The sequence below is a fragment of the Pseudomonas sp. UMAB-40 genome (assembly GCF_900095275.1).
Taxonomy (GTDB): Bacteria; Pseudomonadota; Gammaproteobacteria; order Pseudomonadales; family Pseudomonadaceae; genus Aquipseudomonas; species Aquipseudomonas mandelii_B.
Window position 1 is genome coordinate 110,501 of sequence record NZ_LT607573.1, and the last position, 25,595, is coordinate 136,095.

25 protein-coding genes and 1 tRNA gene are annotated in these 25,595 nt (G+C 60.3%); 8 read left to right on the forward strand and 18 right to left on the reverse strand.

What is annotated here, in order from left to right:
- Positions 1–5 precede the first annotated feature (5 nt).
- On the reverse strand, positions 6–923 hold the full coding sequence (locus tag K0F88_RS26945; RefSeq protein ID WP_219097250.1) for a LysR family transcriptional regulator: 918 nt from the start codon (positions 921–923) through the stop codon (positions 6–8).
- Positions 924–1,026: 103 nt separating this feature from the next.
- Here K0F88_RS26945 and K0F88_RS26950 point away from each other — a divergent pair, with 103 nt between their 5' ends.
- Together K0F88_RS26950 and K0F88_RS26955 are read left to right on the forward strand one after the other, a co-directional pair.
- The gene (locus K0F88_RS26950; protein WP_219097251.1) at positions 1,027–2,769 is read left to right on the forward strand and encodes an amidohydrolase; all 1,743 of its coding nucleotides are present in this window, start codon (positions 1,027–1,029) and stop codon (positions 2,767–2,769) included.
- A gap of 108 nt (positions 2,770–2,877) precedes the next feature.
- Positions 2,878–3,615: a TorF family putative porin gene (locus K0F88_RS26955; protein ID WP_219097252.1), complete on the forward strand. Its 738-nt coding sequence runs from the start codon at positions 2,878–2,880 to the stop codon at positions 3,613–3,615.
- 82 nt (positions 3,616–3,697) lie between these two features.
- Here K0F88_RS26955 and K0F88_RS26960 read toward each other — a convergent pair whose 3' ends face one another.
- The 11 genes from K0F88_RS26960 to K0F88_RS27010 all read right to left on the reverse strand — a co-directional run bounded on the left by K0F88_RS26960 (position 3,698) and on the right by K0F88_RS27010 (position 14,458).
- Positions 3,698–3,970 carry a DUF971 domain-containing protein gene (locus K0F88_RS26960; RefSeq protein WP_219097253.1) on the reverse strand — a complete coding sequence of 91 codons (273 nt, stop codon included), beginning with the start codon at positions 3,968–3,970 and terminating at the stop codon, positions 3,698–3,700.
- Positions 3,967–4,929: a HEAT repeat domain-containing protein gene (locus K0F88_RS26965; protein ID WP_219097254.1), complete on the reverse strand. Its 963-nt coding sequence runs from the start codon at positions 4,927–4,929 to the stop codon at positions 3,967–3,969. Before K0F88_RS26965 ends, K0F88_RS26960 begins: the two co-directional genes overlap by 4 nt.
- A complete protein-coding gene (locus tag K0F88_RS26970; RefSeq protein ID WP_219097255.1) occupies positions 4,926–5,774 on the reverse strand; it encodes an ABC transporter ATP-binding protein in 849 nt (282 codons plus the stop codon). Before K0F88_RS26970 ends, K0F88_RS26965 begins: the two co-directional genes overlap by 4 nt.
- On the reverse strand, positions 5,774–6,556 hold the full coding sequence (locus tag K0F88_RS26975) for an ABC transporter permease (protein ID WP_219097256.1): 783 nt from the start codon (positions 6,554–6,556) through the stop codon (positions 5,774–5,776). The genes K0F88_RS26970 and K0F88_RS26975 overlap by 1 nt, the downstream gene beginning before the upstream one ends.
- A 271-nt stretch (positions 6,557–6,827) precedes the next feature.
- Positions 6,828–8,246: an ABC transporter substrate-binding protein gene (locus tag K0F88_RS26980; protein ID WP_219097257.1), complete on the reverse strand. Its 1,419-nt coding sequence runs from the start codon at positions 8,244–8,246 to the stop codon at positions 6,828–6,830.
- Positions 8,247–8,545: 299 nt separating this feature from the next.
- Positions 8,546–8,791, reverse strand: a complete 246-nt coding sequence (locus K0F88_RS26985) for a ferredoxin family protein (protein WP_219097258.1) — start codon at positions 8,789–8,791, stop codon at positions 8,546–8,548.
- A 25-nt stretch (positions 8,792–8,816) separates the two neighbouring features.
- Complete coding sequence (locus K0F88_RS26990) at positions 8,817–10,547, reverse strand: fumarate reductase/succinate dehydrogenase flavoprotein subunit (protein WP_219097259.1); 1,731 nt, start codon at positions 10,545–10,547, stop codon at positions 8,817–8,819.
- Complete coding sequence (locus K0F88_RS26995; protein WP_219097260.1) at positions 10,544–11,296, reverse strand: GntR family transcriptional regulator; 753 nt, start codon at positions 11,294–11,296, stop codon at positions 10,544–10,546. Before K0F88_RS26995 ends, K0F88_RS26990 begins: the two co-directional genes overlap by 4 nt.
- Positions 11,297–11,440: 144 nt before the next feature.
- On the reverse strand, positions 11,441–12,406 hold the full coding sequence (locus tag K0F88_RS27000; RefSeq protein ID WP_219097261.1) for a Gfo/Idh/MocA family protein: 966 nt from the start codon (positions 12,404–12,406) through the stop codon (positions 11,441–11,443).
- Between the two features lie 16 nt (positions 12,407–12,422).
- Positions 12,423–13,310 (reverse strand): Dyp-type peroxidase, encoded by an 888-nt coding sequence (locus K0F88_RS27005; protein WP_219097262.1) that lies wholly within the window; start codon positions 13,308–13,310, stop codon positions 12,423–12,425.
- A gap of 92 nt (positions 13,311–13,402) precedes the next feature.
- Positions 13,403–14,458: an AraC family transcriptional regulator gene (locus K0F88_RS27010; protein ID WP_219097263.1), complete on the reverse strand. Its 1,056-nt coding sequence runs from the start codon at positions 14,456–14,458 to the stop codon at positions 13,403–13,405.
- A gap of 207 nt (positions 14,459–14,665) precedes the next feature.
- Between K0F88_RS27010 and K0F88_RS27015 the strand changes: the two genes are divergently transcribed.
- On the forward strand, positions 14,666–15,610 hold the full coding sequence (locus K0F88_RS27015) for a transporter (protein WP_219097264.1): 945 nt from the start codon (positions 14,666–14,668) through the stop codon (positions 15,608–15,610).
- A gap of 98 nt (positions 15,611–15,708) precedes the next feature.
- Here the strand turns inward: K0F88_RS27015 and K0F88_RS27020 are convergent, their stop codons facing one another.
- From K0F88_RS27020 to K0F88_RS27030, 3 genes are all read right to left on the reverse strand, one after another.
- Complete coding sequence (locus K0F88_RS27020; protein ID WP_219097278.1) at positions 15,709–16,917, reverse strand: DSD1 family PLP-dependent enzyme; 1,209 nt, start codon at positions 16,915–16,917, stop codon at positions 15,709–15,711.
- A 74-nt stretch (positions 16,918–16,991) separates the two neighbouring features.
- Positions 16,992–18,320: a D-arabinono-1,4-lactone oxidase gene (locus tag K0F88_RS27025; protein ID WP_219097279.1), complete on the reverse strand. Its 1,329-nt coding sequence runs from the start codon at positions 18,318–18,320 to the stop codon at positions 16,992–16,994.
- 85 nt (positions 18,321–18,405) lie between these two features.
- Positions 18,406–18,795, reverse strand: coding sequence for a cytochrome c5 family protein (locus tag K0F88_RS27030; protein WP_219097265.1), 390 nt, complete (start codon positions 18,793–18,795; stop codon positions 18,406–18,408).
- Positions 18,796–19,058: 263 nt separating this feature from the next.
- On the opposite strand from K0F88_RS27030, the gene K0F88_RS27035 reads away from it, so the two are divergent.
- Together K0F88_RS27035 and K0F88_RS27040 are read left to right on the forward strand one after the other, a co-directional pair.
- On the forward strand, positions 19,059–20,684 hold the full coding sequence (locus tag K0F88_RS27035) for an NADP-dependent glyceraldehyde-3-phosphate dehydrogenase (protein WP_219097266.1): 1,626 nt from the start codon (positions 19,059–19,061) through the stop codon (positions 20,682–20,684).
- Positions 20,685–20,752: 68 nt separating this feature from the next.
- A complete protein-coding gene (locus K0F88_RS27040) occupies positions 20,753–21,769 on the forward strand; it encodes an FUSC family protein (protein WP_219097267.1) in 1,017 nt (338 codons plus the stop codon).
- A 7-nt stretch (positions 21,770–21,776) separates the two neighbouring features.
- On the opposite strand, the gene K0F88_RS27045 is transcribed toward K0F88_RS27040, so the two are convergent.
- Complete coding sequence (locus K0F88_RS27045; protein ID WP_219097268.1) at positions 21,777–22,670, reverse strand: DMT family transporter; 894 nt, start codon at positions 22,668–22,670, stop codon at positions 21,777–21,779.
- Between the two features lie 135 nt (positions 22,671–22,805).
- On the opposite strand from K0F88_RS27045, the gene K0F88_RS27050 reads away from it, so the two are divergent.
- The gene (locus tag K0F88_RS27050; RefSeq protein WP_219097269.1) at positions 22,806–23,243 is read left to right on the forward strand and encodes an Lrp/AsnC family transcriptional regulator; all 438 of its coding nucleotides are present in this window, start codon (positions 22,806–22,808) and stop codon (positions 23,241–23,243) included.
- Between the two features lie 57 nt (positions 23,244–23,300).
- The gene (locus tag K0F88_RS27055) at positions 23,301–23,630 is read left to right on the forward strand and encodes a YceK/YidQ family lipoprotein (RefSeq protein ID WP_219097270.1); all 330 of its coding nucleotides are present in this window, start codon (positions 23,301–23,303) and stop codon (positions 23,628–23,630) included.
- 59 nt (positions 23,631–23,689) lie between these two features.
- Here the strand turns inward: K0F88_RS27055 and K0F88_RS27060 are convergent, their stop codons facing one another.
- Entirely contained in the window at positions 23,690–24,361 is a 672-nt protein-coding gene (locus tag K0F88_RS27060) for a Bax inhibitor-1/YccA family protein (RefSeq protein WP_008006561.1), read from the reverse strand.
- A 123-nt stretch (positions 24,362–24,484) separates the two neighbouring features.
- Between K0F88_RS27060 and K0F88_RS27065 the strand changes: the two genes are divergently transcribed.
- Positions 24,485–24,572, forward strand: a tRNA-Ser gene (locus K0F88_RS27065).
- Positions 24,573–24,659: 87 nt separating this feature from the next.
- Here K0F88_RS27065 and K0F88_RS27070 read toward each other — a convergent pair.
- Positions 24,660–25,535 (reverse strand): LysR substrate-binding domain-containing protein, encoded by an 876-nt coding sequence (locus tag K0F88_RS27070; protein WP_219097271.1) that lies wholly within the window; start codon positions 25,533–25,535, stop codon positions 24,660–24,662.
- Between the last annotated feature and the right edge of the window lie 60 nt (positions 25,536–25,595).

Below are 25,595 nucleotides of genomic sequence, written 5' to 3' on the forward strand. Positions count from 1 at the left end.
GCCAGTCAGCTCAAGCCACGCGACGCCAGAAACCCTGCGATGTAATCGATGAAAGCCAGCACTTTGGCGGTTGCCCGCCGATGACTGGGGTACACCGCCAGGATGTACGAGCCGAAGCTGTCCGGATCGATGACGTAATCGGCCATCACCTGCACCAACCGCCCATCGGCGATGTACGGCGCGGCGCTCCACAACGGCGTGTGCAACACGCCGCGCCCGGCCAGTGCGTTGGCCAGTAGCAGATCGTAATTGTCGCTGCGCAACCGTGGTGATTGCGGTTGCGGAAGGCTCAAGCGCTGCCCGTCGCGCTCGGCCCACCAGAATTCGCGGCTGAGCAACGGATGACGGTAGAGCAGCCATTCGTGGTCATCGAGGGTGTCCGGCGTGACCGGCAACCCCTTGCGCGCCAGATATTCAGGGCTGGCGCACAACGCCAGCCGATTGCTGCCGACGACGCGGGCAATCAGCCCCGGCAAGTCGTCATGGCCCTCGCGCAACGCCAGGTCGTAGCCGCTTTCCAGCAGGTTGACGAACTCATCGCACAGGTCCACTTGCAGGTTGATCTGCGGGTATTGCTCCAGAAAGCCGCCGCACACCTGATCGAGAAAAGCCTGCCCATACGCCAGCGGCGCGGTGATTTTCAGGTTGCCGCGCAGGCCATGCTGCAGCTGCTCGATTTCCTCGCCAGCCTCCTCCAGCCGCTGCAACACCTGGCGCGCGGTTTCCAGATAAAGACGACCCGATTCGGTCAGCAAAATCCGCCGGGTGCTGCGCTCGAACAAGCGAGCGCCGAGCTCCGCTTCGAGGTGATTGACCGCTTTGGTCAGGGCCGACGGGGTCTTGCCCAGCTGCTCGGCAGCGCGGCTGAAACTGCCGAGTTGCGCCGTGACCACGAACATTTTCAATGCTCCCAACTTGTCCATATTTTTTCCATTCAGGCAAAAACGTTTTTCGTGAGCGAGGCGTTCTGCTGGCCATGACAAGCCACTAATCTGGCCATCAGACGCAATAACAAGGAAACATTCAATGAAAAGATTCATTCCGAATCTATTGATGGTCGCAGTCAGTTTTGCCTCGATGGAAGCCATGGCAGCGGCCGATCTGGTGCTGATCAATGGCAAGATTTTCACCGCCGACCGCGCCCAACCGAAGGTGCAAGCGTTGGCGGTGCAGGACGGAAAAGTGCTGCAAGTCGGCAGCGATGCGCAGATCAAGGCCCTGATCGCGTCGGGGACCAAAGTCGTCGACCTCGGCGGTAAAGCCCTGATGCCCGGCCTGATCGACAGTCATTCCCACGCCATATTCGGCGGTCTGGAAATGGCCTCGGCCAATATGGAAGACGAGGTGGTCGACCTCGACGAACTGGAAAAACGCCTGAAAGCCTGGCGTGACGACGGCAAAGCGAAACATGGTGATGTGTTGAGCGTGGCCGGCATGAGTTCGGCTTATTGGGCCCAGGCCGAAGCCTTCGGCCAGAAATTCAACAGTGGCGAGTGGGCCAAGGTGCCCGTGGTGTTCACCGGCAGCGATCACCACACCGCGTGGGCCAACAACGTGATGCTGCAGCGCGCAGGCATTGATGCAGCGCTGCTGAAGAAACTGCCGGAGGCGGAAAAAGACACCATCGGCAAACTCGCCGATGGCAGTCCCAACGGTTTCCTGGTGGACGCCGGCTGGGATCGCGTCGCCTCAAAGATGCCAGTGCCGAGCCCCGCCGACATGTTGAAAGCCGCGCAATCCGCCGTGCACTACAACAACAGCCTGGGCATCACCGCGTGGATGGACCCCGCCGCCAACGCCGCCCCCGGCGAGCCGGTGTTCGCGCTCAAACCCACGGAGAACACCGTCGGCGTACTGCCGGTGTACAAAGCGTTGGCCGAAAGCGGCGGCATGAGCGCCCACGTCGCCGCGTTGCTGGTGGCCAATCCGAAAAGCGTGCCGGCCGATCTCGACACCCTGGACAAGGTACGCCAGCAATTCCAGGGCATCCCGAACCTGACCTTGCCCGGGGTCAAGATCTTCGCCGACGGCGTGATCGAATACCCGGCGCAGAGCGCGGCGATGATCGATCCGTACAGCAACTCGCACAAACAGGGCGAACTGCTGATCGATCCGAAACACTTTGGCGAATTGGTCAGCGCCATCGATCAGCGTGGCTGGCTGGTGCACATCCATGCCATCGGCGACCGCGCGGTGCGTGAATCGCTGAACGGTATCGCCCAGGCGCGCAAGGACCGCCAGAGCGGCGTGACCCACTCGATCACCCACCTGCAAATGGTCAACCCGAAAGAGTTCGCGCGGTTCAAACCGCTCAACGTCATCGCCTCGATGCAACTGCTGTGGGCCAGCGCCGACGAGTACACCCTGGACATGATCAAGCCGTATGTCAGTGCGCTCGCCTTCCGTTACCAATACCCGGCGCACTCATTGCTCAAACAAGGCGCGACCATCGCCGGTGCCAGTGACTGGGCGGTGTCCTCTCCCAATCCATGGAACGCCATGGCCCAGGCCATCACCCGCGAAGGCCCGCTGGGCGTGTTGAATGCCGATGAGCGTATTGACCGCGAAACGATGTTCTACGCCTACACCCTGAACGCTGCACGCACCATCGGGTTGGAGAAGCAGATCGGTTCGCTGAGCCCTGGCAAGCAAGCCGATTTCATCGTGCTGGACCGCGACGTGTTCAGCGTCGACAACAAAGCCCTGCATGACACCCAGGTGCTGCAAACCTGGTTCGCCGGTCGCGAAGTCTACGCACCGACGCTCTAAGAAAAATCATCTGTATCCACTGCCCGCACCCCGCGTTTGTCACCGGGGGTCGGCGCAGCCTTGCCGCAAAAATCTGCCCATAACAATCACAATAACGGGACGCACCCCATGAACGCTTTCACCCTGTTCGCCCTCGGTTCCTTGAGCCTTCTTCCCTTGAGCAGCCAGGCGCTGCCCTTGAATGACGACTTCGCCCTGCTGGTCGATCTGACCCTGGCCAGCGACTACCGCACCCGGGGCATTTCGCAAACCCAGAACGATCCTGCGGTGCAGGCCGGTCTGACCCTGGCGCACAGCAGCGGCCTGTACCTCGGCGCATGGAGTTCAAACGTCGATTTCGGCGGCGGTTTGAAGACCCGACAGGAAGTCGATTACTACGCCGGTTGGCTCTGGCAGGCGACCGATGCAGTCAGCCTGGACCTTGGCTATCTCAAATACGCTTACCCCAAGGAAAGTCAGTTCAACCAGGGTGAGACCTACGCAATCCTCAGCGCTTATGGCGTGAAGCTGGCGGCCTATTACTCCGCCGATGCGCCGGGCATCGACAGTAAACAGAGTTCGTTGTACAGCTACGTCGGTTATGAAACCGAGTTGCCTTACGACACAGGCCTGAAATTGCGATACGGCAACATGGATTTCAAGGACCCGCACCTGTACTCGATGTCAGGCCAGGCCGAAGACTCGTACCGCGAATGGGAAGTCAAACTGTCCCACGAACTGGCTGGTGTGATGCTGAACTTGAGTTACATCGACACTGACCTGTCAAAAAGCCAGTGCACCAGCAACTGGGGGTTCGACGACGTGTGCAGCGCCACGGTAGTAGCAAGCATCAGTAAATCCTTCTGACCCCCAACAATTCCTGTAGGAGCGAGGCTTGCCCGCGAAGGCGGCGTATCTCACACACCGACTTCGCGGGCAAGCCTCGCTCCTACAGGGCTGAGAGGTAAGGCCACGGGTAGATTCCGCGTTCGTGGCCATCGCTGAAGATCAGTTGCAGGCCGTAACCTTGCTGGTTGAGTTCAATCACGCGGATGCGCTCATCGACTTTCACCGTCAGCCCCTGCAATCGAAACGCCCGGCATTGCGAACACGGGCACTGGCGGCGCAACTCAACATGATCCAGCAACTGCTCGCGCCCGTCGGGCCAGTTCAACCGCAGCTGTTGTTTACCTTGAGAATTACCAATCGCCACCGGGTTCATTGCAGCTGGCTCAAGGCAATGCGCACGGCTTTGCGCACTTCCGGGTCGCCGTCGTCCTGAGCGGCCTGCAAGGGTGCGATGGCGCCTTTATCGTTCAGTTCGCCGAGGGCCAGCGCAGCTTCCTTGCGCAGGTTGCTGATGCGGTGGCCGAGGGTATCGATCAGCGCATCGAGGGCCGGGACGTAACGCAAACGACCGAGGCTGCGGGTGGCGCGCAGGCGGACTTGCCAGTAATCGTCGCTCAAGGCGTCGACCAGGGCAGAACCGGCGTCAACGTGACCGACCTTGCCCAAGGTGGTCGCGGCTTCTTCGCGCACTTGCCAGGCGTGGTCCTGCAAGGCCTGGCGCAGGGCCGGCAGCACTTGCGCATCGGAGGCCAGGCCGAGGGCGCCGGTGGCGGCGCGGCGGACTTCGGTGTCCGGGTCGTCGCTGGCCAATTTCGCCAGGGCTGGCAAGGCATCGAGTTGTTTGAGCCAGCCAAGCACGCCGACCGCTTCGCGCCGCACGCCGGCATCTTCATCGTTCAAGGCAACGACGGCGGCAGCGGCAGCATCGGGAAAACGCAACTCGCGCAAGGCCCTGAACGCGGCGATGCGCACGCTGACGTCGGCATGCCCGGTCCACGGCAGAATCACCCTGCCCGCGGCTTCGGTCTTGAGCAGGCTGAGGCTTTGTGCGGCAGCAGCCTGCACCGCCAAGGATGGATCAGTCAGGGCCTGGCACAGCGCTTCAACCACCGGTTCGTCCTCCCAGGCTTCGAGCAATCGCGCGGCTTCAGCGCGGACCTCTTCGGTCGGGTCTTCGGCCAGGCGATTGACCAGCCACAACAGGCCGTCCGGTTCTTCGAGGTCGGCCAGTTCGATCAGGGCAATTCTGCGCACGCCAGGATCTTCATCCGTGAGGCGCGGTTGCAGGGCGAGAATGTCGTCGTTGTCGGTTACATCGAATAGAGAGGTCATAGGGCAAATCGCGGCAGTTTGTTTTCAGGAGGAAGTCCGAGAGGGTTCAGGCGCGGTAACTGCCGACCGTCTTCGTGACGCAGTAATTCGAGGCAATGGCGTTTCAGGCGGGAGAACGCATGGCTCGTCACCAGTTCGGTGGTGCGTGGCCGGGGGAAGTCGAGGCGCAGGTCTTCGATGATTCGACCGGGGCGCGAACTCATGACCAGCAGGCGATCGGCGAGGAACAACGCTTCGTCGATGTCGTGGGTGACGAACACCACGGTGGTGCGGATTCGTGTCCAGATGTCCAGCAGCAGTTCCTGCATGTTCAGCCGGGTCAGGGCGTCGAGGGCGCCGAAGGGTTCGTCCATCAGTAACAGGCGCGGGCGATTGATCAGCACCCGGGCGATCTCGACTCGTTGTTGCATGCCGCCGGAGAGCTGGTCAGGCCAGCGCTCAGCGAAGCCTTTGAGGCCTACCAACGCAAGGATTTCATCGGCGGCCTTGTGGCGCGCGGCTTTGTCGATGCCGCGCATTTTCAGGCCGAAGGCGACGTTGTCACGCACAGTGCGCCAAGGAAACAGGGTGTGGTGCTGGAAGACCATGCCACGCTGGGGCGATGGGGCCGAGACTTGGGCGCCGTCGACTTTCAGTGTTCCGGTATACGATTGCAGATGCCCGGCCAGTGCGCCGAGCAAGGTCGATTTGCCGCAACCGGACGGGCCGAGAATGCAGACGAATTGCCCCGGTTCGATCTGGCAATCGAGGCCTTGCACGGCTTCGAAAGCCTGCTGGCCTTCGCCGAGGACGATGGACAGTTGGCGGATGTCGATCCGCCCTTCAGGGGTTTGCATCACGCTCATCAGGCTTTTCCTCGTGGTCGGTGCCACGGCGTGAACAGCCCGCCGAGACGTTTGATCAGCAGGCTGCTGCCCATCCCGAGTACGCCGATCAGCAACATGCCGACGACGATGTCGGCGTAGTTCTGGATGGTGTAGGACTCCCAGGTGTAATAGCCGATGCCGTATTGGCCGGAGATCATTTCCGCGGTCACCAGGCAGAACCACGAGGTGCCCATGCCGATGGCGAGGCCGGTGATGATGCTCGGCGCGGCGCCAGGCAGGATCACCTCCAGCAGAATCGCCCGGCGCCCTGCCCCGAGGCTTCTGGCCGAGGCGATCAGGCGTGGGTCGACGCCTTCGACGCCGTGCACGGTGTTGAGCAGGATCGGGAACAGCGCGCCGGTGAAGGTGATGAAAACCATCGACAGTTCCGAGGACGGGAACATCAGGATGGCCAGGGGGATCCAGGCGACGGCGGGGATTGGGCGCAGGACTTCCAGGGGTGGCAGCAGTAAATCTTCGGCCCATTTCGAACGGCCGATGGCCAGGCCCAACGCGATGCCGATGATCAACGCTGCCAGGTAACCGGCGAACACCCGGCTCAGGCTGCTGCTCAGGTGCTGGGCGAGCTTGCCGGAATCGCCGAGGCCGAGGGCAGCCTGAATGACCGCCAGTGGCGTCGGGACGTTGGCGAAGGTGACCAGGCCGAGGTTCCAGTGGTGGCTGGCGGCAAGTTGCCAGAACAGAAGGCAGAGCAGCAGCGAGGCGGCTCGGGGGATCCAGCGAATATATGATCGGTACATAATTTTCTCTCTCAACCGAGTTCACTGTGGGAGTGAGCCTGCTCGCGATGGCGGTGGGTCAGTCGACATCGATGCTGAATGTCAGTCCGCCATCGCGAGCAAGCTCGCTCCCACAGTTGATCGCTGGTGAATCTGGTATTTGCATCGCCTTCGATTCCTTGTGGGAGTGAGCTTGCTCGCGACGGTGGTGAGTCAGTCGACATCGATGCTGAATGTCAGTCCATCATCGCTAGCAGGCTCGCTCCTACAGGGGAATTGCGGTGTTTTGGGGTTAGCGGGCGGCGACGGCCTGGGTGGTGGCGTCGGTGAAGTCGAGGACTTTGCCGCCTTGGGCCGTGGCGAATTGTTGGGCCTGGCCTTTGAGCAGGAATGCGCTGAGGCGACCCTTGGCATCACTGGCAAACCACGCCTGATCCGCGAGCAATTTGATCCCGCTGTCACTCGCCTGGGCATACACGGCGCGGATGTTTTTGCCTTCCTGCTTCAGGCTCGCCAAAGCGGTAAACGCCGCTTCCGCCGAGGCGTACTGGCGGACTTTCGGTTCCCCGCGCACCCAGATCTCGGCCACATGGCTGAAGTCGGTGATGGCTTTACCGCTCAATGCATCCACCGCTTTGAGCGGCGTCTGCCCGTAGTTGGCCAGTTGCGCGGAGTAATCCAGGTTCGACGCCTTGAACGCGGAGCGGATGTATTGGTCATCGATAAAGGTATTGAGATCGAGACCGCGATCCGCCTTTTTCAACAGCTTGAGGGTGTCGATGGCAGTACCGACGGCCTGACGGTATTCGGGTTTCCAGCTGAGGTCGCGGGTTTGCACGCCCAGCGGGCCATGGAACAGGTAATTGACCTCGGCATCGACGCCGGTGACCTTGGCGATCAGCTCGCTGTACTTCTCCGGCTCAGCGGCCAGTAACTGGTTGGCTTCGAGGCTTGCGCGCAGGTAAGCGACGACGATTTCCGGGTACTTTTTCGCGTAGCTCTGATCGACCAGTGCGCCATGAAAAGTCGGTGCGCCCGCCTGGGAACCGTCATAGATCTTGCGAGCGAAACCACGGCTGGGGAACAGTTCGGCGAACGGCACGAAGTCAGCGTGGGCGTCAATTTTGCCAGCCTGCAATGCCGAGCCGGCGACTTCCGGCGGCTGGGCGATGATGTTCACGTCTTTGAGCGGATCCCAGCCTTGCGCCGCCACGGCCCGCAACAACATGCCATGAGCTGTCGAGGCGAACGGCACGGAAATGGTCTTGCCCTTGAGCTCCGCCAGGGACTGCACGCCCGACGCGCTCGGCACCACGATGCCATTGCCGCTGCCCTTGATGCTGCCCGACAGCACGCTGATGAACAGGCTGTGTTTGCCGGCGGTTTCGAACGCCACACCGTTGAACGAACCGGGGAAGTCGGCCATGGCACCGAAGTCGAGTTTGCCGGCGACCATCTCGTTGGTCAGCGGCGCGCCACTGGTGAAGTTTTTCCACTCGACTTCGTACTGGGCGTCCTTGTACTGGCCGTCGTGGGGCAGGTATTTGTCCAGCAGGCCTAGTTCGCGAATCAACAGACCGCCGGCGGCGCAGTTGATCGTGGTGTCCTGGGTGCCGATGGCAATGCGGATGGTTTCGGCCGAGGCCGACAGGGTGAATGAAGCCAGTACCAGACCGGCAAATGCGGCACGCAGCAATGTTGGCAAAGACATGGTGAATCCCCTCGAATCATTTATAGGATGTTCGTCTCCGCCACGATCAGGGCGTGGTGGGAAACGAGGGGTGTTTTGAAGCAAGCGTCCGGTGTTGCCGGGTAGCTATTTTGTTGTCTGTGGCGGCCTCATCGCGGGCAAGCCCGGCTCCCACAGGTTTTCCGGTGTACGCAAGATTTGCGGCTGGCCTCGATCCACTGTAGGAGCCGGCTTGCTGGCGATAGCGGTCCTGCCAGTCGATAAATCAGTTGCCTGACCCACCGCTTTCGCCAGCAAGCCGGCTCCTACAGGTCGGTGTTTCAACGTAATAGATATGGGATTTCGACTTTCACGGCACCGGTCGGGCAGTCCTTTTCACACGGCATGCAGTACCAGCATTCGTCGAAGGCCATGTAGGCCTTTTGCGTGGCCGGGTTGATCGCCAGCAGATCCATCGGACATACGTCGACGCACACGGTGCAGCCTTTGTGGGCGATGCAAAGGTCTACATCGACCGTGACCGGCGCGTTGGAGCGGAAGAAGATTTCCTGGGGTTGGTAGGCCATTTCACGGTTCTCTCTTTTGTAATACTCAGGCAGCAAAAGCGCCGACCCGCAGTCGGTCGTAGGCCTGCATTTCTTCGGCGTCGAGCGGGATGATGTAAGGCTCGACGGCTTTCTTGAAACTGGTCATCTGGCCGTCGTCACCCTTCTTCAGGTGGCAATGGCAGAACCAGTCGCTGTCGTTGCGTTGCGGATGATCGACCCGATAGTGGTAAAGCCCCCAGCGACTTTCAGCGCGAAACAAGGACGCGCGGGCGGCCATTTCGGCGCAGTCGCGGATCATGCTGACTTCCATGGCGCGCATCAGTTCGTGGGCGTTGTGCGCCTTGATCTGATCCAGGTCGCGCTGGATATCGCTGAAGCGTTGCAGGCCGATTTGCATCTTCTTGGTCACTTTCGGCGGTTGCAGGTAGTCGTTCACAAAACGCCGCAGCTTGTATTCCACTTGCGCGGGCGGCAGGCCGTGTTCGCGATCCAGTGGCGCGTAGACCCTCAATTTTTCCGTTTCGATCTGCCGGGCATCGACCGCTGAAAACTCGCGACCGACGACAAAATCCGCCGCGTTGGTGCCGGCAAACCAGCCATAAGTGAACGCACCGAGCATGTAGTTGTGCGGCACCGCCGCCATGTCACCCGCCGAGTACAGACCCTTGACCGAAGTCTCGGCCTTCTCGTTGACCCACACGCCGGACGCCGAGTGGCCGCTGCAAAAGCCGATTTCCGAGATGTGCATCTCGACCATCTGCGTGCGGTAGTCGGTGCCGCGATTGGCGTGGAACTGGCCGCGGCTTGGGCGTTCGTTGCTGTGCAGGATCTCTTCGATGTTCTGGATGGTTTCCTCGGCCAGGTGATCGAGTTTGAGGAACACCGGGCCGTTGCCGCTTTCGAGTTCCTGGTGGAACTCCCACATCATCTGCCCGCTCCAGTAGTCGCACTCGATGAAGCGCTCGCCCTTGTTGTTGGCGGTGTAGCCGCCCAACGGGCCGGTGACGTAGGCGCAGGCCGGGCCGTTGTAATCCTTGATCAACGGGTTGATCTGGAAGCATTCGAGGTTCGCCAGTTCGGCCCCGGCGTGATAAGCCATGGCGTAGCCGTCGCCGGCGTTGGTCGGGTTTTCATAAGTGCCCATCAGGTAACCGGATGACGGTAGGCCCAGACGTCCGGCTGCGCCGCAGCACAGGATTACGGCTTTGGCCTTGATCACATGGAAATCGGCGGTTCGGCAATCGAAACCCATCACACCGTTGACTGCGCCCTCTTCGTCCGTCAGCAATCGCGTGCAAACCAGCCGATTGGTGATGCTGACCCGCGCCCGCTTCAACTGGCGATACAGGACTTTCTTGATGTCGTGCCCCTCCGGCATCGGCAACACGTAGGCGCCCATGTGGTGGACCTTTTTCACCGCGTAGTCGCCGGTTTCGTCCTTCTCGAATTTCACGCCCCAGCGGTCCAGCTGTTCGATGGTTTCGAAGCTGTGGGTCGCATAGGCATAGACGGCGGCCTGATTGACGATGCCGTCGTTGGCGATGGTGATTTCCTTGGTGTACTGCTCCGGTGTCGAGTGGCCGGGAATGATCGCGTTGTTCAGGCCGTCCATGCCCATGCTGATCGCGCCGCTGCGCTTGACGTTGGCCTTGTCGATCAGCAAAACCCGCAGTTCACGGTTGCGCTCCTTGGCCTTGATCGCCGCCATCGGGCCAGCGGTGCCGCCGCCGATCACGACGATGTCGTATTCCTGTTCAAGGGTATTTCTACTCATGCCCGATCCCCTTTTTGCCGGTCGATCCGCAAGCGGTACTGGAAGGCATCGCCACGGTAGTAAAGGTGTTCGAAGTCCACGGGAAGGCCTGCGGCATCGTGGGTCAGGCGCTCGATGCGCATGATCGGCGAACCGGCTTCGACGTTTAGCGCCTGGGTCAGGTCGCTGTCGGCCAGCACCGCGTCGATGGCCAGGTCGGCGTGACCAAGGGCCAGGCCGCAGTCGTTTTCGAGGATCAGAAAAATGTCGCGGGTGACCAGGTCAGCCTTCTCCAACCGTTCGCCGATGGCTTTGGGCAGGTAGGTGATTTCCAGTGAGATCGGCTCGCGATTGATCAATCGGACGCGTTTGATCTGCGCCACGGTTTCGCCTTCGGCCACCTGCAATCGTTCGGCGACGAGCTTGTCGGCCGGGATGAATTTGAAGCTGCGCAGGCGGTTGATCACCTCGTAGCCACGACCGGTCATGGACTCAGCGAGGCCTTGCAGCGTGCTGACGTTCTGAAAGGTTTTCGGCTTGGCAACGAAGGTGCCCTTGCCGTGAATCTTGAAGATCAGCCCTTCCTTTTGCAGATCGCCCAAGGCCTGGCGCACGGTGATGCGGCTGACTTTGAACAGCGCGCCGAGTTCGCTTTCGGAGGGCATCTGACTGTCTTGAGGGTATTCGCCGTCGAGGATGCGGGCGCGCAGCACATCGCGCAGTTGCGTGTGCAGCGGGATGCTGCTGAGGGATAGAACGTTATCAGTCATGGCAGATCACTTGTTATAACGAGTTATGACGTGATCTTAGAGAGGCCATGCAGGCATTGAGAAATACTGATTAAGCATAAGGTTAGATTCACCAGACACACGCAGACTCTGTAGCTGCTGCAAAGATCGGTTTCTTCAGTGAGTTCAGCGCTTGAGGATCTGGTCCATCACCCAGTCGGTTTTCAGCGCGTGTTCGGCCACCGCCGGATGCTGCGCTTCGCCACGGATGTGCGCGTTCATGCCCAGCACGTGATGCCACTGGATGTGCTCGTGATGCTCGATGTGCCGGCTCAGATGTTCATCGGCTTCAAGTTGCACCGGGTGCTCATCGAACACCGAAAAACTGATCCGGCCCTGGCTGCCGATCAGCTCGACCCGATCTTCGCGGCGGTCGGCGACGAAGTTCCAGCAGCCCATGCCCAGGGCCCCCGACGCAAACCGCCAACTGGCGCTGACGGCGTCTTCGGCGGCATACAAACCGGCCTGCCGAGCAGTGAAACCGGCGACTTCGACGATGTCCCCGAGCAAATACTGAAACAGATCGAAGCCATGACTGGCCAGGTCGGCGAAGTAACCGCCACCGGCGATGACCGGGTCGGTGCGCCAATTGTCAGCGCCATCCAGATCGTTCGGCGAAGGCGCCTTGGTCAGCGTCCAGGACAGATGCCGCACCTCACCGATCCGCCCTTCCTCCAACCACTGCCGCACTTGTTGAAAGCGCGGCAGCGAGCGTCGGTAATAGGAAACGAACAGGTGCAATCCAGCGTCGGCAAAGACCTTTTGCATCTCACGGCTTTGCCCGGCATTCAGCGACATCGGTTTTTCGACGCAGCAATGTTTACCGGCCGCAGCGACCATCAAGCTATAGGCGTGGTGACTGTCGGGTGGCGTGGCGATGTACACCGCGTCCACCTCGGGATCATTGATCAGCGCTTGCGCGTCGGTGTAAACCCGAGCGATGCCGTGGCGTGCGGCGTAGTCGCTCACCGCGTCCAGACGCCGCCCCATCACCGCCACCAGCGCCGAACCGGGGGCCTTGTAAAAGGCCGGCCCGCTCTTGCGTTCAGCGACACTGCCACAACCGATCATGCCCCAGCGCACTACGTCCATGTTCTCTCCTTGATCCTTAGCCGATGCGCAAGGCGCGCAGGTCCAGATGACCGTCCTTGAGTGGCGGGCACCAGTAGTAACCGCCGGTGATCGGGCGGCTGATGCGGTACAAACCGTCGGTGATGCCGTCTTCCAGTCCGCTCATGCGCCGCAGTTGGGCTTCGAAGGCGTCGAGGGAAAAACCGAACGCCAGGAACATCAGGCCCGCGTGATCCCCTTCGATCCACGGCATCGAGCGACGGACCACGAACGCCTCGGGGGCGAAGCTTTCCTGGGCGGTGCGTTTGACGTGGGCGGAAATCGGCGCGTCATCCAGCTCTTCGTTATCGCTCAAGCGACGGCCCATGATGTTGTCCTGTTCATGGGACGGCATCGCGTGGAAGCCCTTCAGGTCATGCTGCCACTGCTGGATCGCGGCGAAGCTGCCACCGACCAGGCCATCCGCGCCCTCGCCCAACAACGCAGCGGCCACAGCGGCTTCGTCGTGCGGGTTTTCGGTGCCGTCTTCGTAGCCGGTCAGGTCGTGGCCGGTCATGTGGCGAAAGGTTTCGTTCATCTGCACCAGGCGCAGGGCCGGTGCCAGCGCGGCTTCGATGGCGTTGCTGCGATTGAGCAGTTCACCGCGGTCGACGCCATGCAGCCAGCACCAGAGCGCGTGCTGGGTCGACGGGTTGTCGACGCCAACGCCGGTCAGCGCTGGAAACGGTCGCAGGCCGTCGATCTGCGCGTGCAGCGCCTTGACCAGGGATTCACCAAAGCCGACCACCGCCGATTTTCCGTCCACCAGTTGCATCAAGTTGTCGAGCGCGGCCGGCAATGCTTCGGCGGACTCGATGGCGAAGAACATATGACGGGCTTGAGGCGGAACGGGGGTGGCGAGAATGCCCGGCTGGTAGTAACTCATATGAACTCCTTGAAAAAGAGCGTGGAGTTTAACCGGGGATGAGCCTTTGTGTGCACTCCCTGTAGCAGCAGCCTCGCGCTGCTCGGCAGTTGCTACAGGGGGTTTGTCGTTAGTGAGAGAGGGGATTCATTGCGAAACGCACTCGGACTCATGCCGGTCCAGCGCTTGAAGGCCCGGCGAAAGCTGCGCACGTCGCTGTAACCGACTTCTTCGGTAATGCGCTCGATGGACAAGTCCGGGTTGGCCAGCAGGCTCATGGTGCGAGCCTGGCGTACTTGCTCCAGCAGCGTCTCGAAGGTCAGCGCATGTTCGGTCAGGCGGCGGCGCAAGGTGCGGCTGCTCATGTTCAGGTCGCCGGCGATCTTCTCGATGTGACTGCCCTCGGTCAGGTCCCGTGATATCGCCCGCTCGACGGCCTGGATCAAGTCCATCTTGCGGTGAACCTGTGCCGCTTCCAGCTCGAGCAATTTGACCGCCTGACGCAGCGCCAGGGAATGGTGATTGGGCAGGCGCACGTCCAGCCAATGGGCGGCGATCACCATGCGGTTTTGCCGGCAACCGAAACGCACGTCCGGCCCCAGCAGACGCTGGTACTCGCTGAGATAGTCCGGGGCGGCGTGCATGAACTCCACCGCCACCGGCTTGAAATCGGCCCCCACCAGCGCCCGACCGTACACCAACAGGCTGGCGAAAAACTCCTCGACCGCGAACAACTGCACGTCGGCGAACGGCAAGCGGCATTCGACGTCGACAAACACCCGATCGCCGGCTTCCTCCACGCTCGACACCACGATGCCGCCCGAGGTGTGCTGATGCCGAATGCCCAGCGCAAAGGCATCGCGCAGGGTCCTGCACAACGACAGCACATGGCCGAGCAACCCGAGCGTGCCCAGCACATTCTGCGCGCCCACCCACAAACCCAGCCCCTGATTGGGCAAGGCTTTCAGGGCGCGCTGAATCATGGCCACGGCTTGCCGATAGGAAATGCGTTGCGCCGGGTCTTGAAGGTCTTCAAGGGTAAAACCCAGGCCTCGGCAAAGGCTGTCGGGGTTGACGCCATTTTGCTCGGCGACTTCGGCCAGGGTTTGCAGCAGAAATGGCGACACCAGCGCCAATTCAAAGGTGGGATCGATGACTTTCATCTGCATGGGGCTGACATTCCGGATCAGGCTGCATTCTTATTTTTGTTACCGGTTATGTCGAAGGAAGTTAGCACAGGGTTTAAACGCTGTCCGCAGAAGTCCCCCTAATGGCCGCCAATACCCTGCCCTGTATGGCGCAGACCGCTTATTTCTATGTTGCGGCCTGCGAAAGGCCGCCGGTTCGCCCCGCTAACAATAATAATGAGTACACACATGAACCCGACCCGCACGACATTCCCCCTGTTGGTCATCGGCCTGGCCGGCGTCTGCGCGCTTCAACCGGCACTGGCCACCGAGGCCGGCGTGGACAACATCGGCACCGGCACCGATGGCTTTTCCATGCTGCCGCTGGAGGTCGACAGCCTTCCGGACAACATGGTTGCGTTCAACCTCTACTACAACCATTACAAGTCCAGGAAGCTGAACATCAGTTCGCTGGGCGGCAAGGTGCCGAATGTCGAGATCGAATCCACGGCGGTCATTCCGCGCCTGGACTACCTCAGCCCGGTGCGGGTGTTCGGAGGTCGGCTGGCGGGCTACATCGCGCAGCCGTGGCTGAAACAGGAAGTCGCAGTGTTCGGCTTGCAGGACACCCGCGAAGGCATGGGCGACACTACCATCGCGCCGATCATTCTCTGGGACATGGGCAAGAACCTGACCCTCGGCGCCGCCGTGGAAGTCACCGTGCCCACCGGCGAGTACAGCGTCGATCGGCTGGCCAACACCAGCAACAATTTCTACACCTACAAACCGCTGTTTTCCTTCACCTGGCTGCCGACGGAAAGAACCGAGGTGTCGATGAAAACCACGTACAGCTTCAATGAGAAAAACAAGGACACCGATTACAAGTCCGGGCAGATTTTTCACTTCGATTATTCGGCGAGTTACAAGATCACCGACAACCTGATGCTGGGGCTGAACGGCTATTACTTGAAGCAGACCACCGACGACAAGCAGTTCGGCAGGACCGTGCAGTTCAACGGTGAGGATGTGAATGACGGCGTGCGTGGGCAAGTGTTTGCAATCGGGCCGGCGCTGCACCTGACCTTCTTGAAGTACGCCAGCGCGGAAATCCGCTGGGCCAAGGAGTTCGATGTGGAGAATCGGCCGGAGGGCGAGATGCTGTGGGCGAAGGTCAGTATTCCGTATGCGTTTTGACGGCCCCATCGCGGGCAAGCCCGTTCCCACAGGTTCAGCATCATCCTTGTGGGAGCGGGCTTGCCCGCGATGGCGATCGCACGGACACCTGACATTTGTCAGGTGTACACCGGCCAAGTATCCACAATCCGCCCGCCCCGAACCGCCAACAAATCCCCAAACTGCAACAACACAGACTCGGTCTGGGCCGGCCGCAAAAACACTTGATCCTCAACCCTGAGCCCCACCGCCGTCGAACCATTCACCATCTCCTGGTTCGAGCTGCGCCCATACACCCCATTACTCTGCAACCCCGACGGCGACTCAAACTCCGCCATCCAGTGACCGCCGTAGATAAAGAACGTCTCGCGCTGATTAACGTCCCACCACGAAAACACTTTCGACTTGCCATCCAGCGCCGGGATGTTCACCGCACCGGTGCTCTTCAACACCGGCGTGGCGATAAACGCCGCCGGCACATGCTCCACCAGCGACGGCAAATCGTAGTGCGTCGGCTTGAGCATCGCCGTGCCCACCGACACTTCGCTGCTCAAGCTTTCCTGCTCGTGCAGGCGATAACTCGGGCTACCGGCGGTATTGAGCGTCAACCCGTCACGCCACAGCCCCGGGAATTGCTGACGGGTGAAGTCGACACAGCGTTGGTAAATCACCATGACCTTGGCGAACAGCTCCTCGGGCGAGCCCAGTATCCCGGGCACGCCCATGCCCACGAACGGGTCGTAGCCCATGAACCCGGCGAACTCCAGGTGCTGCGGGTTCGCGCTGATCAGCGTCAGCATCTGCCCGAGCACCGCCAGATCAGCCACGCCGCCGCGATGCAAACCCACGTCCAGTTCGATGTTGACTCGCAAGCGCGTGCCCAGCCCTTTGGCCAGTGCCAGGTATTGCTGCAAACGCTCCGGCGTATCGAGCAGCCATTGCAATTGCTTCGACGGGTCGAACGGCCCGGTATGGGATGAGTAAAACAACTCGGCCGAACGCACCGGCAGCGGCTTGCCCAACAAAATGTCAGCCTGGGGAAATTGCACCGCGTCATGGTTGAGAAACGGCTGATGGAACGACATCAAGCGCTGGGTGCCGGCGCGTTTGGCGATGTAGCTCAGCAGTCCCGGTGCCGGCAGTGATTTCTCCACAAGGCGCAAGTGCTTGCCACCGCGCTTCACCGACAGCATCACCACGTCGATGTTGTGGTCCAGCTGGTCCAGATCGATCAGCATCACCGGCCGCATCGGGCCATAGGCCTTGAGTTCATCGTTGAGGGCGCGGAAATAGTCGCTGTACGGCCCGCCCCGATCACCCGGTCGCAGCAGCGCGCCAACACCCGCAAGCAAAGCGCCGACAGCGACGGTCCCGAGCAGAAAATTACGACGATTGACGGCCATCAGCTCACCCCCAGAATCGACGATAAATGCGCGTTGAGAAATTTGCCGCTGGGGTCGAGTTCCTGTCGAACCTGAATGAATTCCTGCCAGCGCGGGTACAGCGGTTGCAGATTTTTCGCGTTGAGCGTGTGCAACTTGCCCCAATGGGGCCGGCCGTTGTACTTCCAGAAAATCGGCTCGATGGCGGCGAAGAAGTTGTGGTGATCCATCTGGTAATGCTGATGGACCGAGATCGAGCAACTGTCGCGGCCTTCAAACATGCTCAACGGAATATCATCGGCTTTGACGTAGCGGTATTCGATGGGAAACCAGGTGCGCAGGTCCTTGTCCTGAATCAGCTTCAGAATCTCGCGCAAACAGGCCGGGCCGTGCTCCGCTGGCACTGAATATTCCATCTCGTTGAAGCGCACCGTGCGCACGTTGGCGTAGATGTCGAACGAGTCGCCCACCCGGTCATCAAAACTGGCCAGGTGACGCAGGTTGTTGAGCATCGTGCGGCGCAGGTCGGGAAAGTCGCTGGCGTATTTGTCGATCTTCTCGATCAGCGTCACGAACTCGTTGCCGCCCTCTTCATCCGGCGGGATCGGCGGTGTGGCCGGGTCGGTGGTTTCGTTGAGGGCGATCGACAAGGCGTAGTCGGAATGGGTCACCACGAGCATTTCCCAGTGCTGGTTTTCCCGGGTGTTCTTGTCGAGGTCTTCGAGCAGCTCTTCGGTCTTGGCAATCCACTGGCGCTCTCGCAAGCGATACGCCGGGCGGTTTTGCAGGCGCACTTTGGTGGCCACGCCGAGCGCGCCGAGGGACACCCGCGCAGCGCTGAATACCTCGGGATGGCGCGTGCTGTCGCAGTCCAGGACTTCGCCATTGGCGTTCACCAGTTGCAAGCCGCAGACGTGGGCCGAATAGGATTGAAAGTTTTTCCCGGTACCGTGGGTCGAGGTAGCAATCGCCCCGGCCAGGGTCTGGTAATCGATATCGGCCATGTTTTGCAGCGCCTGGCCGATGTCCTTGAGCGGTGTGCCCATGCGTGACATCGGCGTACCGGCGGCGAACTCGGCCTGAAGGGTCTGGGCGTCGTGCTCAAGCAACCCGGTGAAATAGCTCAGCGACAGCAACGTGCCGTCGGTCGGCACCAGCGCGCTGAAGGAATGCGCCGAGCCGACTGGCCGAACCTTGCCGGGGGCTTGGCGGATAACCTGGGCCAGTTCGTCCAGGCTCTTGGGCGCCAGCCGCGCCGCCGGCAGGCAACTCTGGCCGCCGGACCAGTTGCGCCAGGGAATCAGCCGTGGTGCGCGCAGGAATTCGGCCAGCGCGGGGCTTGAGCCCAGCGCGGTGAAGGCGCCAATGACGCTCGCCCGTTGCAGCAACTGACGCCGAGTCAGGTCCATCGTCATGAATCGCACCCTGCCGTTCTTATTGTGGAATGGGCTGGCCGGACATAAAGGCGATCAGCGCCAGGAACTCTTCCTGCGAACACTGCATGCACATCCCCATCGGCGGCATGCCGTTGTAGCCGTTGATCGCGTGGTCGAGCAGCGTGTCGGCGCCCTGCTGCACCCGTGGCTCCCAGGCTTTTTGGTCGCCGGTCAAAGGGGCACCGGCCGCCGGGTTGGCGTGGCAGAGCTTGCAGCTGTTGTCGTAGACCTGCGCCAGCGCGGCGTCAGCAGGCATGGCGGCGGCCGCTGCGTTGTATGTCGCCGGGTTTTTCGGCTCATCGCCACAACCGCTGAGCAGCGTGGCGAAGACGCCCCCCAGCAACGCCAAACAAAGGCTAGGCTTTTCAGAGACTCGACTGGCCCGCATGGTTGTCCTCTCGTGGGGCGCCCTCGCGGGAGCACCTTTTTTATTGTGATCAGGCACAGGTCAACACTAAGGCACCGACGCGGGTGGGATTGAGGGCATTGGGGGCCAACAAGGGGGGCATCTGAGGCCATGACCGAAGGTGCCGGCCGTTCCACGATCGAAAACCCTGAACCGCCGAACGATGAGATGAGTCATGACAAGCGAGGCCGAGGTCTGCTAAAACGATTCATCAGTTCATCACCCAATCCAGACGGGGTAGCGACATGACCACAGCACATATCCTTGGCAACCTGTTTCCCGACTCAAGCGACATCCCGGAAAAGTACCGCCTCGACGGTCAGACCGAGCAGCGTGAATACCTGGTCGACGGCGAACTGAAAACCTGGCCCGGCCCCCTCGCCCAAGTCCGCAGCCCGGTGTACCTGACCGGCGAAAATGGCGATGAACAAGTGATCCTCGGCAGCACGCCGCTGCTCGACGCAGAAACCGCATTGACCGCGCTCGACGCCGCCGTCCGCGCCTATGACCGGGGCCAGGGTTTGTGGCCGACCATGCGCGTGGCCGAACGCATCCAGCACGTCGAAACGTTTCTGGGTCACATGCGCGAACAGCGTGAGGCGGTGGTCAAGCTGCTGATGTGGGAGATCGGCAAGAACCTCAAGGATTCGGAGAAAGAGTTCGACCGCACCTGCGATTACATCGTCGACACCATCAACGCCCTCAAGGAACTCGACCGTCGCTCCAGCCGCTTTGAGCTGGAACAGGACACCCTCGGGCAGATCCGCCGCGTTCCACTGGGTGTCGCCCTGTGCATGGGCCCTTACAACTACCCGCTGAACGAAACCTTCACCACGCTGATTCCGGCACTGATCATGGGCAACACCGTGGTTTTCAAACCCGCCAAGCTGGGCGTGCTGTTGATACGGCCGCTGCTGGAAGCCTTCCGCGACAGTTTCCCGGCCGGGGTGATCAACGTGATCTATGGCAGCGGCCGCGAGACCGTCAGCGCGCTGATGGCCAGCGGCAAGATCGATATCTTTGCGTTTATCGGCACCAACAAAGCCGCCAGTGACCTGAAAAAACTCCACCCCAAACCTCACCGTTTGCGCGCAGCACTGGGCCTGGACGCAAAGAACCCGGGCATTGTGTTGCCGGAAGTCGATCTGGACAACGCGGTCAACGAAGCGGTGACCGGCTCGCTGTCGTTCAACGGTCAGCGTTGCACCGCCCTGAAAATCCTTTTCGTCCATGAAGACGTGGTCGAGTCGTTCATCGAGAAATTCAACGCCAAACTGGCCACTCTGAAACCGGGTATGCCATGGGAAAGCGGAGTAGCGCTGACCCCACTGCCGGAAGCGAGCAAGGTCGATTACCTGCACTCGCTGGTCGCGGACGCGGTCAGCAAAGGCGCCACAGTGGTCAATCCAAATGGCGGTGAATCGCGGGCGTCGTTCTTCTACCCCGCGGTGCTGTTCCCGGTGACGCCGCAGATGCGCGTCTACCAGGAAGAACAATTCGGCCCGGTGGTGCCGATCGTGCCTTACAAGCATCTCGACACGGTGATCGACTACGTCCTGGAATCGGACTTCGGCCAGCAATTGAGTATCTTCGGCACCAACCCGGTTGCGGTCGGTCGGCTGGTGGACACCTTTGCCAACCAGGTCGGCCGGATCAACCTCAACGCCCAGTGCCAACGCGGGCCGGACACCTACCCGTTCAATGGCCGCAAGAACTCCGCCGAAGGCACATTGTCGGTGCATGATGCGCTGCGGGTGTTTTCGATCAGGACGCTGGTGGCAACCAAGTTCCAGGAATCCAACAAGGAACTCATCAGCGAGATCATCAGCGGGCGCAGTTCGAGCTTCCTGACCACCGATTACATCTTCTGAGGACACCGAGCCTGAACACGTTCAGAGCCCATCGACTGCCACCGCTGCTGCGCCGGTTACTGCGTCCGTTGCTGGACCCGTATCGGCGCTATCGCTACGCCAAGCTGATCCACGCGGTCCGCGTGTCGCTCGGCTTGCTGGCATCGATCATGCTGACCACCGGCATCAACCTGCCCCACGGTGAGTGGGCCTCGGTAACGATGCTGGTGGTGATCGGCGGTTTGCAGCACCACGGCAACATCGGCAAAAAAGCCGCCGAGCGCGCCATCGGTACGTTGATCGGTGCCGCAATCGGCCTGCTGCTGGTGGCGCAACAGGCCTGGCTCGGGATGCCTTGGCTGACCTATTTTGTGATGTCGGTGGTGTGCGGGTTTTTCTCGTATCACGCCATCGGCAAGGGCGGTTACACCGCGCTGCTGGCGGGGATCACGGTGTTTATTGTCGCCGGGCATGGCGACAACCCGATCTCCGACGGGCTGTGGCGCGCGGTGGACATTCTGATTGGCGTGGCCCTGGCCCTGGCCTTTTCTTTCGCCCTGCCGTCGTATGCGGTTTTTTCCTGGCGCTATAACCTGGCCAATTCACTGCGCGATTGCGCGACGATTTATGGACGCATCATTGATGGTCAGTCCGTCTGCGATGACGAGCACCTGAAGCTGATGAATCGCCTGAACGCGGCGATGGTGCAATTGCGTTCGCTGATGCCGTCGGTGTCCAAGGAAGTGAAGATTTCCATGACCGAACTCGATGCGATTCAGCGTCATTTGCGGATGTGCGTCAGCACCCTGGAAATCCTTGGCAACACCCGGCCGGATGCCAAGGATCGCGACGCCATGGCGCAACTCCAATCGAGTTTCAGAACCGAACACCGGCAGATTCGCGTGCAACTGATCGGCATGGCCCGGGCGCTGAAAACCGGCGCGGCGCAGCGGCTCAGTCGCCCCATCGATTTGCCGGTTGATTCAAGTCTTGAAGCACCGGCCTACAACCCGTTGGGCTATCAATTGCTGATACGCCAGTTCGCTTCGAACATCGACGAGATGCGCCAGAGACTGGCGAAGACCGCGCCGCGCTGGAACATCTGACGCCCGCTTATTGAGTCACTGCCCGACGAGACTTCAAGCCCCAGCCCTGCTGCATGCCTGCGGCGGCCAGCAGAATCGCGGCAACGCCGATCCACTGTAGCGGCTCCAGGCGATGACCGAAGGCAAACCAGTCAACGAAAATCGCCGCAATCGGGTAAATGAAAGACAACGCCCCGGTCAATGCCGTCGGCAGTTTTTGAATCGCGCCGTACAGCAGCACATACATCACGCCGGTGTGGACGATGCCCAGCGTCACCAGGCTGGCCCAGGCGCTGGGTGCTTGCGGCAACGCCGAAAAGTGCGCGAAAGGTGCGAGCAGCAGCACCCCGGTGCTGACCTGGATCAGGGCAATCAAATGCGGTGGCGTGCCGGTCAGGTGTTTGATGATCAATGCCGCAATCGCATACAGAAACGCCGCCCCCACGGCCAGGCCGATACCCATCAGGTAATCGTTGCCCCCTGAGCCCTGCTCGCCATGGGCGCTGACAATGGCCAGCATCCCGAGAAACGAAATGCCCAGCCAGAACAGCTTTTTCAGGGTGATCTTCTCGCCCAGAAACAAAGCCGCCAACCCGACCAGCATGAACGGCTGGACGTTATAAACCGCCGTGCCGATGGCAATCGAGGCACGGGAGTAAGAGGCGAACAACAGCACCCAGTTGCCGACAATCGCAACCCCGCTGAGCACTGCCAACAGGAAGGTGGTGCGGGTCAGAATGCCCGGACGCAGGAAGCCGAATGCCGCACAGATCAACAACAGCGTACCGGCGCCAAACACGCACCGCCAGAACACCACGTCCAGCACGGGCTGCCCGGAGACCAGCACGAACCAACCGATGGTCCCGGAAATCAGCATGGCGACGGTCATTTCGAATGAACCGCGACGTATGTTTTTGTCCATCATCAGACTCCTGTGATTGAGGCCAAATTATGCCAATCCGTCCAAGGGCTTCTCCAGCGCAAAAAGCAGGCTAAACTCGGTTTCTGCCTTTTTTATCAAGGCGTATTTCGTCAACCGCCTAACAGGGGATTTGCCATGACAGACGACATCGACCAAGTGCTCATCACCGCATTGATGGGCGACTCACGTCGTTCGCTCAAGGCCCTGGCGCAGATCAGCGGCCTGTCCTCACCCAGCGTTGCCGAGCGTTTGCGGCGACTCGAAGAGCGTGGCGTGCTTAAAGGTTACACCGTCGAAATCGACCCCAAGTGCTTTGGTTATCAACTTCAGGCCATCGTGCGGATCCGCCCGTTGCCGGGCCAGTTGCAGGAAGTCGAACGGCAGATTCAGGCCATCCCCGAATTCACCGAGTGCGACAAAGTCACCGGCGATGACTGCTTCATCGCCCGCCTGCATGTGCGTTCGATGGAGCAACTGGACACCCTGCTCGATCGCCTCAACACCCACGCCGAAACCAATACCGCCATCGTCAAGAAGACCCCGGTCAAGCGCCGCTTGCCACCGATGGCATGAGTGCGCTTTTGATTCGAAACGCGTAAATTGACTGTTTTCCGGCGAAGGATTGGCGGTATGAAAACTCAGGCAATATTACTCGCGGCGCTGATGCTCGCGGGTTGCGGCACGATACAAACAGTGATTCGCGGTGACGAAGTGGCGGCGAAGGGTCTCAAGGATCAAAAAAGTTACTGCGGCGCCGTTCCGCGAATCTACAGTGGCGTAACCTACGATTTTTGCACGCTCAATGCGCCTCTGGAAAAAGGTCGGGATGCACAGGTGCATGACAATGCTCCGGCCATCGTCCTGATCGACGTGGTCATTTCCGGCGCTCTCGATACCTTGCTCCTGCCCTATACCATTTACCGTCAGCAGGCCGATGGCAGCATTGTCATCACTGAATAACCCTGAATTTCAGGCAATAAAAAACCCGCCTGAGCGGGTTTTTTACTTAAAGCCTGCGATTAATCATCGCGGCTCATGATGCCGAACAGCTGCAACAAGCTGACGAACAGGTTGTAGATCGATACATACAGGCTGATGGTCGCCATGATGTAGTTACGCTCGCCGCCGTGAATGATGGCGCTGGTCTGGAACAGAATGCAGACCGAGGAGAACAGCACAAAACCTGCGCTGATCGCCAGTTGCAGACCGCTGATCTGGAAGAAGAAGCTCGCCAGCGTCGCACCCAGCAGCACGAAGAAGCCTGCCGTGATGAAACCACCGAGGAAACTCATATCCTTGCGAGTGATCAGCACGTAAGCCGACAGACCACCGAACACCAGCGCAGTCATTGCGAAAGCCGAACTGACAACTTCAGCGCCGCCCTGCATGCCCAGGTAGCGGTTGAGGATCGGGCCGAGCAGGAACCCCATGAAACCGGTCAGGGCAAATGCCGACACCAGGCCCCAGGCCGAGTCACGGAGCTTGTTGGTGAGGAAGAAAAGCCCGTAGAAGCCGATCAGCACCACGAAAATATTCGGGTAGCCGACACGCATCTGCTGAGCAACGAACGCCATCACGCCGCTGAATGCGAGGGTGAGAGCGAGCAAGCCGTATGTGTTGCGCAGGACGCGGCTAACCTCTAGCTGCTCAGCCTGCACGCTGTTATTAACTGCGTAATCCTGTTCGCGCATGGCGACACTCCTGTTGGTTTGAAACGTTCAGTCGCAAAGATCATAACAGACGCTCTGTAACAAGCCATGCAGAGAGTTTGACAGTGTGTTTCATTCAGGTATTATGGCGCCCGCAACGCAAACGGAGGTGTGGCCGAGTGGTTTAAGGCAACGGTCTTGAAAACCGTCGACTGTAACAGGTCCATGAGTTCGAATCCCATCGCCTCCGCCATATTTGTACCGATAGAGCCCTGATTATTCAGGGCTTTTTCGTTTCTGGCTTTTGACAAAAACCTACAGCCATACTTCAGCCCAAACCTCATTCAGCCAACCTCTCTCGAACCATGTCAAAAAAGGTCGTCAGGATACGTCGGGAACTCTGTGCGCGCAGGCACACCAATGTCTCGGTGAAGCGTCGCTGACTATCGACGATTGGCAACCCGCGAAGCCGCGAGTCGAAGCCAAGCTCGGTCGCCGAGACAACACCTACGCCCATACCTATCGCCACGGCTTCGCGCGCGGCTTCACGGCCTTCCACTTCGATCGCCTTACGGATGCGCAAGCCCGCGGTTGCCATCTCTTCCTCCAGGCACAAGCGCGTCACTGAGCCTTTTTCGCGCAGGACCAGGGGCGTGTCGTGCAGATCGCCAAGGCTGATGGATTCGCGTTGCGCCCAAGGGTGGTCAACCGCGACGAACGCGAGCATCGGATCGCTACGCAGGGGCAGCGACAGCAGTCGGTCGTCTTCGATATTGCGCCCCAGCAGAGCAATGTCGGCTTGATGACCGAACAACCGCTGCAACACTTCATCGGTATTGGCGGTTTCAATCTTCACATCGATACCGGGATAACGACTGCAAAAGCGTGCGACATAGGGCAGCACATGCACCGGAGCATCCACGGCGAGGTTCAAGGTTCCCGTGGACAGGGTGCGGTAGTCCATCAGCATGTCGTGGGCATCGACACTGATATCAAACAAGCGCCGGGTCAGGCCGAACAACCGCTCGCCCACTTCAGTCAGGCGCACCAGACGCTTGTCGCGGTAGAACACCATCACCCCGTAGTAATCCTCGAGCTTGCGAACCTGATCGGACACCGCCGGTTGAGACAGGCAGAGCTGCTCGGCTGCGCGCGTAAAACTGCCGTTGACGGCAACGGCATGGAACGCCTTGAGTTGGGTATGGGAAATCGTCATCAGGGCAACCTTGGCATAGGTTCAACTTATTCATGCATACGATAAATCGATTTTATTTAT

Bases quoted from the DNA above. Each gene is read 5' to 3' on its own strand.
- K0F88_RS26950 (WP_219097251.1), top strand. From the start codon at position 1,027: ATGAAAAGATTCATTCCGAATCTATTGATGGTCGCAGTCAGTTTTGCC.
- K0F88_RS27045 (WP_219097268.1), bottom strand. From the start codon at position 22,670: ATGGACAAAAACATACGTCGCGGTTCATTCGAAATGACCGTCGCCATG.
- K0F88_RS27050 (WP_219097269.1), top strand. From the start codon at position 22,806: ATGACAGACGACATCGACCAAGTGCTCATCACCGCATTGATGGGCGAC.
- K0F88_RS26985 (WP_219097258.1), bottom strand. From the start codon at position 8,791: ATGGCCTACCAACCCCAGGAAATCTTCTTCCGCTCCAACGCGCCGGTC.
- K0F88_RS27070 (WP_219097271.1), bottom strand. From the start codon at position 25,535: ATGACGATTTCCCATACCCAACTCAAGGCGTTCCATGCCGTTGCCGTC.
- K0F88_RS27055 (WP_219097270.1), top strand. From the start codon at position 23,301: ATGAAAACTCAGGCAATATTACTCGCGGCGCTGATGCTCGCGGGTTGC.
- K0F88_RS27030 (WP_219097265.1), bottom strand. From the start codon at position 18,795: ATGCGGGCCAGTCGAGTCTCTGAAAAGCCTAGCCTTTGTTTGGCGTTG.
- K0F88_RS26945 (WP_219097250.1), bottom strand. From the start codon at position 923: ATGGACAAGTTGGGAGCATTGAAAATGTTCGTGGTCACGGCGCAACTC.
- K0F88_RS26970 (WP_219097255.1), bottom strand. From the start codon at position 5,774: ATGAGCGTGATGCAAACCCCTGAAGGGCGGATCGACATCCGCCAACTG.
- K0F88_RS27015 (WP_219097264.1), top strand. From the start codon at position 14,666: ATGAACCCGACCCGCACGACATTCCCCCTGTTGGTCATCGGCCTGGCC.
- K0F88_RS27010 (WP_219097263.1), bottom strand. From the start codon at position 14,458: ATGCAGATGAAAGTCATCGATCCCACCTTTGAATTGGCGCTGGTGTCG.
- K0F88_RS26975 (WP_219097256.1), bottom strand. From the start codon at position 6,556: ATGTACCGATCATATATTCGCTGGATCCCCCGAGCCGCCTCGCTGCTG.
- K0F88_RS27060 (WP_008006561.1), bottom strand. From the start codon at position 24,361: ATGCGCGAACAGGATTACGCAGTTAATAACAGCGTGCAGGCTGAGCAG.
- K0F88_RS26990 (WP_219097259.1), bottom strand. From the start codon at position 10,547: ATGAGTAGAAATACCCTTGAACAGGAATACGACATCGTCGTGATCGGC.
- K0F88_RS27000 (WP_219097261.1), bottom strand. From the start codon at position 12,406: ATGGACGTAGTGCGCTGGGGCATGATCGGTTGTGGCAGTGTCGCTGAA.
- K0F88_RS26960 (WP_219097253.1), bottom strand. From the start codon at position 3,970: ATGAACCCGGTGGCGATTGGTAATTCTCAAGGTAAACAACAGCTGCGG.
- K0F88_RS26965 (WP_219097254.1), bottom strand. From the start codon at position 4,929: ATGACCTCTCTATTCGATGTAACCGACAACGACGACATTCTCGCCCTG.
- K0F88_RS27035 (WP_219097266.1), top strand. From the start codon at position 19,059: ATGACCACAGCACATATCCTTGGCAACCTGTTTCCCGACTCAAGCGAC.
- K0F88_RS26955 (WP_219097252.1), top strand. From the start codon at position 2,878: ATGAACGCTTTCACCCTGTTCGCCCTCGGTTCCTTGAGCCTTCTTCCC.
- K0F88_RS26995 (WP_219097260.1), bottom strand. From the start codon at position 11,296: ATGACTGATAACGTTCTATCCCTCAGCAGCATCCCGCTGCACACGCAA.
- K0F88_RS27005 (WP_219097262.1), bottom strand. From the start codon at position 13,310: ATGAGTTACTACCAGCCGGGCATTCTCGCCACCCCCGTTCCGCCTCAA.
- K0F88_RS26980 (WP_219097257.1), bottom strand. From the start codon at position 8,246: ATGTCTTTGCCAACATTGCTGCGTGCCGCATTTGCCGGTCTGGTACTG.